The organism is Promicromonospora sp. NPDC057488 (assembly GCF_042802395.1).
Classification (GTDB): domain Bacteria; phylum Actinomycetota; class Actinomycetes; order Actinomycetales; family Cellulomonadaceae; genus Promicromonospora.
In genome coordinates, this window is the sequence record NZ_JBHVEG010000023.1 from 50,299 (window position 1) to 56,625 (window position 6,327).

The 6,327-nt window shown below is 71.3% G+C and carries 5 protein-coding genes; all 5 read left to right on the top strand.

Features of this window, described 5'->3' with window-relative positions:
* Window positions 1-144: 144 nt before the first annotated feature.
* The 5 genes from ACFU5G_RS07305 (at window position 145) to ACFU5G_RS07325 (ending at window position 6,273) form a co-directional block, all read left to right on the top strand.
* Window positions 145-2,019, top strand: coding sequence for a hypothetical protein (locus tag ACFU5G_RS07305; protein ID WP_377242260.1), 1,875 nt, complete (start codon window positions 145-147; stop codon window positions 2,017-2,019).
* 249 nt (window positions 2,020-2,268) lie between these two features.
* Window positions 2,269-3,243 carry a thioredoxin-disulfide reductase gene (gene trxB / locus ACFU5G_RS07310; protein ID WP_377242262.1) on the top strand — a complete coding sequence of 325 codons (975 nt, stop codon included), beginning with the start codon at window positions 2,269-2,271 and terminating at the stop codon, window positions 3,241-3,243.
* A gap of 68 nt (window positions 3,244-3,311) precedes the next feature.
* A complete protein-coding gene (gene trxA / locus ACFU5G_RS07315) occupies window positions 3,312-3,638 on the top strand; it encodes a thioredoxin (protein ID WP_020017340.1) in 327 nt (108 codons plus the stop codon).
* Window positions 3,639-3,836: 198 nt separating this feature from the next.
* A complete protein-coding gene (locus ACFU5G_RS07320; RefSeq protein WP_377242264.1) occupies window positions 3,837-5,147 on the top strand; it encodes a PLP-dependent aminotransferase family protein in 1,311 nt (436 codons plus the stop codon).
* Between the two features lie 103 nt (window positions 5,148-5,250).
* On the top strand, window positions 5,251-6,273 hold the full coding sequence (locus tag ACFU5G_RS07325) for a D-alanine--D-alanine ligase (RefSeq protein ID WP_377242266.1): 1,023 nt from the start codon (window positions 5,251-5,253) through the stop codon (window positions 6,271-6,273).
* The last annotated feature ends 54 nt before the right edge of the window (window positions 6,274-6,327 follow it).

Genomic DNA, 6,327 nt, shown 5'->3' on the forward strand with positions numbered 1-6,327 from the left:
GCAGCTCACACGTGTGGGCTGCGCTTTCGTACATACGGACGACGTTCCGGCGGGCCCGCAGCGGTTCCGCGTAGCATGGCGACGGTGCGTGATCCCGGCGGTCACGTACCTGCTACTGTCCCCCGACCGAGCGAGGAGGTCCGCGTGAGCACTGTCGAACCAGGCACCGTGCTGGTCGAGAGATACCGGCTGCGTCAGCAGGCGTCCACCGACCTTGCCGCGGCCACCGCATGGGAAGCGCACGACCTGATCCTGGACCGCGACGTCCGGGTGACCCTCGTGACCGGGCCCTATACGGGCGACGCCCTGGACGCCGCGCGGCGCGCGGCACTGGTGACGGATCCCCGCCTCGTCCGGGTGCTCGACGCCGGCTCCGACCCCGAGGGCCGCAAATACGTGGTCACCGAGCCGCACACCGGCACCACGCTGACCGAGATCATCTCGAGCGGCCTGGTGGACGAGCAGCAGGCCCGGGCGATCGTCGGCGAGGCGGCGAGCGCGCTCGCCGTGGCGCACGCCCGCGGCGTGCACCATGCCGCGCTGCGCCCCGAGGCGCTGCGGGTCGACGGCCACCAGGTGCGGATCACGGGCCTGGGGCTCGACGGCGGGCTCGCCTCGGGCGACACGCTCAACGTCAAGCCCGCGGAGCTCGACGCCCAGGGCCTCGTGGCCCTCCTCTACTACGCGATGACCGCGCGCTGGCCCGGCCAGGACCTCGAGGCGGAGTGGATCGCGAAGGACACTCTGATCCCCCTGCCCGCGCAGGTCGACGACTCCGGCGCCGTGGCGCCCCTTTCCAGCTTGGTCCCGCACGTGGACACCGAGATCGACAGCCTGGTGGCCCGGACGTTCAACACGTCCGGCGGCACCGACGGGCCGAAGAACCCCGACGACGTCACCACGGCCCTCGCGCCGTGGGGAGAGGTTTCCGTAGTGGCATCGCTGCCTGGATTCGTGCAACCCGAGCCGGAGGAGCCGCGGCGGCAGTCCATCGCCGAGGCGTTCGGAGGCGAAGGAGTCCCGCCCGTGCGGCGTCCCGCCACGGGCCGGATCGCACGAAACGACGAGACCATGGCGATGGGGGCGGGCAACGTGCCCGCCGGCTATCCCGAACAGCAGAACGACTACACCTACGAGCCACAGGCGTACGGGCAGCAGCACGCCCCGGTGCCACCTCCGCCCCCCGAGGGCGCGCCGGCCGGCTACCCGCCGGCGGGGTACGACCAGTACGGCCAGCCGGTCGCGCAGGGCCAGCCCGGTTACGACCAGGCGCAGTACGCCCAGCAGCAGCCGCAGCAGTACCCGCCCCAGTCCTACGCGCCCGGCGGCTACCCGCCCGACAACGGCGGCTACTACGAGCAGGACGGCGGCTTCGCCACCCAGCCCGCGCCCAAGCGCGGCGGCGTGAACCCGACCCCGATCGTGCTCGGCCTGGTCGGCGTCGCCGTCGTGGCGGGACTCATCTGGGCCATCAACGCGGTCCTGTCCCCCACGCCCGACGTGATCGCCGACGCCCCGCCCTCCCCGTCCGTCTCCACCTCCGCCGGAGCGGACGGCGGGGGCAGCACCGAGCCGTCGGCCCCCACGGAGACCGAGGCGCGACCGGTCATCGACTCCGGGACGCTGCTCGGCGAGCTCGACTGGGAGGGCAGCACGCTCGACCATCCCGAGGCGGTCGAGCGGGCCTTCGACACGGACCCGGCCACGTTCTACTTCACGACGACCTACCAGCGGGCCGCGTTCGGCGGGTTCAAGGACTTCCTCGGCCTGGAGCTGCGGCTCCGCGAGCCGGCGTCCGTCACCAAGATCGAGCTGCTCACCAACACCCCTGGCGGCAAGGTGCAGATCCTCAAGGGCGGTGAGGGCGGCGAGGTGCTCGCGGAGGGCACCTTCTCGGATACCACCACCTTCGAGCTGTCGGAGCCCGTCGTGAGCGACTCGTTCACGATCTGGGTCACCGAGCTGCCGCAGGTCTCGGACGGCTTCCGGCTGGAGCTGAACGAGGTCGTGCTGAGCTGACCGACCGCCGTCGACGACGGCACCGACCAATACGGAACACCGGCGGGTCCGAACCACGTTCATGCAGTTGGTTCGTTCCCGCCGGTGTTCTGTCGTGACAGGACCGGCTCTGTTACCGGATACGTCGACGGATGTCGATACCGTGTGTCGAGACTCACGTCCACGGTCGAGCCGTGCGTGGCCAGGGCTGGAACACTGGGACCCGCCCGCGTGTTGTTGCGTGTGCCAATGGAACTCGAGGAGAACACCTTGACCGAACAGACCACCGCTCCGGCCGCCGGCACCACCGACGCCCCTGTGCTCGACGTCGTCATCGTCGGGTCCGGCCCCGCGGGATATACCGCGGCCATCTATGCGGCTCGTGCCGGCTTCGCGCCCGTGGTCATCGCGGGTTCGGTCACCGCGGGCGGCGCCCTCATGAACACCACTGAGGTCGAGAACTTCCCCGGCTTCCCCGCCGGCATCCAGGGCCCTGACCTGATGGAGGCGATGCGGGAGCAGGCGGAGAAGTTCGGCGCCAAGGTCGTCTGGGACGACGCGGAGCAGGTCGAGCTGACCGGCGACGTCAAGACGATCGTGACGGGCGGTGGCGACACCTACCGCGCCCGCTCCGTGATCCTGTCGACCGGCTCGGCCTACCGCGAGCTCGGCCTGCCCGACGAGAAGCGGCTCTCCGGGCGCGGCGTCTCGTGGTGCGCCACCTGTGACGGGTTTTTCTTCCGCGACCAGGACATCGCCGTCGTCGGCGGTGGGGACTCCGCGATGGAGGAGGCAACGTTCCTCACGCGCTTCGCCTCGAAGGTGACCGTCGTGCACCGCCGCGACGACCTGCGCGCGTCGAAGATCATGGCGGAGCGCGCCACCGCGGACCCGAAGATCGAGTTCGCGTGGAACAGCGAGATCGCCGGCATCACGGGTGACAGCAAGGTCTCCGGGCTCAGCCTGCGGGACACCGTCACCGGCGAGGTGCGCGACCTGGACGCGACCGGCCTGTTCGTCGCGATCGGCCACGAGCCCCGCACGGACCTGGTCAAGGGCCAGGTCGACCTGGACGAGAACGGCTACATCCTCGTCGAGGGCCGCAGCACCCGCACCAACCTTTCCGGCGTCTTCGCCTGCGGCGACGCCGTCGACCACACCTACCGCCAGGCGATCACCGCCGCCGGCTCGGGCTGCTCCGCGGCGCTCGACGCCCAGGCGTTCCTGGACTCGCTGAACGACTGATCTCCGGTCGGCGCCCACCGACCCTGCCCCCTCGGCCCCGCGCGGGGCCATGAACAAGGAGATGCTGGATGAGCACCATCAAGGTCACCGACGACACCTTCAAGGCCGAGGTCCTCGACTCTGACATTCCTGTCTTCGTCGACTTCTGGGCCACCTGGTGCGGCCCGTGTCGCATGGTCGCGCCGATCCTCGAGGAGCTGTCCGACGAGTACGAGGGCAAGATCAAGATCGTCAAGATCGACACCGACGAGAACCGGCAGACCGCCATGGACTACGGCATCGTCTCGATCCCGACGCTCAACGTCTACAAGGGCGGCGAGGTCGTGAAGTCGATCATCGGCGCCCGCCCGAAGCGCGCGCTGACCGAGGAGATCGACGAGGTCCTCGCGGGCTGACCGTCCCCTCACCGCGTGCAAGGAGCGCGTGCCCGGCCCCCTGGTCCTCGTGACCGGACGTGGTGCCGGGCACGCGCTCTTCTGTCGCCGGCTCGGGCCCGGCGCGAGCCGGTCTCCCTGGCACCACCCGATTGATCTCACCGTTTCACTACGAACGACCACTGTGTCTCGCACACGGTGCGTGCGAGACTGACGTGCGTGAACGAGCTTCCCGAGACTGCCGGTACCCGCCTCGACCCGTGGTTCGGTTCGTACGCGGCGCGAGCGCACGGCATGCGCGCCTCGGAGATCCGGGCGCTCTTCTCGGTGGCGAACCGCCCCGAGGTGGTGTCGCTGGCGGGCGGGATGCCGTACCTCGAGGGCCTGCCGCTCGACGTCATCGCCGACGCGATGCAGCGCCTCATCGTCACCAAGGGCACCACGGCCCTGCAGTACGGCTCGGGGCAGGGCGAGGAGTCGCTGCGCGAGCACATCACGCAGGTCGTCGCGCTGGAAGGTGTGTCCGCCCATCCCGACGACGTCGTGGTGACCACCGGGTCGCAGTCCGCGCTGGACCTCGTGACCCGCATCTTCGTGGACCCGGGCGACGTCGTGATCGCCGAGGCGCCGTCGTACGTCGGCGCGCTGGGCGTCTTCCGTTCCTACCAGGCCGACGTCGTCCAGGTGCCGCTCGACGCCGACGGACTGGTCCCCGCGGAGCTCGACGCGACGCTCACCCGTCTCGCCGCCGCGGGCCGGCGCGTGAAGTTCCTGTACACCGTGCCGACCTTCCAGAACCCCGCCGGTGTCTCGCTGTCCATCGAGCGGCGGCCGCAGATCCTGGAGATCTGCCGCCGGCACGGCGTCCTCGTGGTGGAGGACAACCCGTACGGGCTGCTCGGCTTCGACACCGAGCCGATGCCCGCGCTCCGCTCGTACGACACCGACGGCGTGCTGTACCTCGGCTCCTTCTCCAAGACGTTCGCGCCGGGCTACCGGGTCGGCTTCGTCATCGCGCCGCACGCGGTGCGGGACAAGCTCGTCCTCGCCAGCGAGTCCGCGGTCCTGTCGCCCTCGAACGCCTCCCAGCTCGCCGTGGCGACGTACCTGGAGACCTGCGACTGGAAGGCGCAGATCAAGGCCTACCGCGAGACGTACCGCGAACGGCGCGACGCGCTCGTGGGCGCGCTCGGCGAGCACCTGCCCGGCGCGTCCTGGAACGTGCCGCAGGGCGGCTTCTTCGTCTGGGTGCGGCTCCCCGAGGGCCTGGACGCGCGGGCGATGCTGCCGCGGGCCGTCACCGCGCGCGTCGCGTACGTGCCGGGCACCGCCTTCTACTACGACGGCAGCGGCTCCGACCACATGCGTCTCTCGTTCTGCTTCCCCACCCCGGAGCGCATCCGCGAGGGCGTGCGCCGGCTGGCCGGGGTCGTGCACGGCGAGTCCGAGCTGGTACAGCTCTTCGGCACCGCCGGGCAGCCCGACCCCGACACGGACGACGTCGAGGGCCCCGCACCCGACCTGGCCTGACGCGCCGCGTCGACGATCGGACCCGCCGGTCACGCCGCTGACCTGCGCGTCTGACACGATGGCAGCTGTCCGTCCCTCTCCGTCCCGACCGAGTGAGTCCTCGATGACCAGTCCCGCACCCGTCCCGGCCGCGCCGGGCACCGCCGGCTCGCCCCTCAGCTCCAGGCCCGACGTCGGCCGGAGCGTTCCGCTCGTGGTCGTCCTGGCCGGCGGTCTCTCGCACGAACGCGACGTCTCCCTGCGCTCCGGACGTCGCGTCGCCGAGGCGCTCCGCGCGACCGGCCTCGAGGTCCTGCTGCACGACGTCGACGCCGACCTCCTGCCCTTCCTGGAGAAGACCCGGCCCGACGTCGTCTGGCCGCTGCTGCACGGGGCTTCCGGCGAGGACGGCTCCGTCCGCGACGTGCTCGACATGATCGGCCTGCCCTACGTGGGCACGGGTCCGCGGGCGAGCCGCGTGGTGTGGAACAAGCCGATCGCCAAGTCCGCGCTGCTCGGCGCCGGGATCGCGACGCCCGACTACGTGACGCTCCCCCAGAGCCTGTTCCGGGATCTCGGCGCACAGCCGGTGCTCGACACGATCCTGCGGCGCATCGGGCTGCCGCTGGTCGTGAAGCCGACCGAGGGCGGCTCCGCCCTCGGCGTCACCGTCGTGACCCGCGCCGAGGACCTTCCGCGCGCGATGGTGGAGTGCTTCGCCTACGGCGAGACGGCGCTCATCGAGCGCGCGGTCGACGGGATCGAGCTCGCGGTCAGCGTGATCGAGGGCGCGGACGGCCCGGAGGCTCTCCCCGCGGTCGAGATCGTGGCCGACGGCGGGTACGACTACGCCGCGCGCTACGTGGCCGGCGAGACGGAGTTCTTCGCACCGGCGCGACTCACCGCCGACCAGGCGGCCCTCGTGTCGGACGTCGCGGTGCGCGCGCACCGCGCGCTCCACCTGCGGCACCTGTCCCGCACCGACCTGATCCTCGCCCCGGACGGCACCGCCCACGTGCTCGAGGTCAATGTCGCCCCGGGCATGACGGAGATGTCGCTGCTGCCGCAGGCGGTCGCGGCCAGCGGGCACGACCTGTCGACGCTCTACCGTGCGGTCATCGACCGTGCGCTGACCGCGGTCCGCTAGTTCGCCGTCGTCGGTTTCACGTGAAACGGCTCAGGGCCGGCACCCTTGTGGATC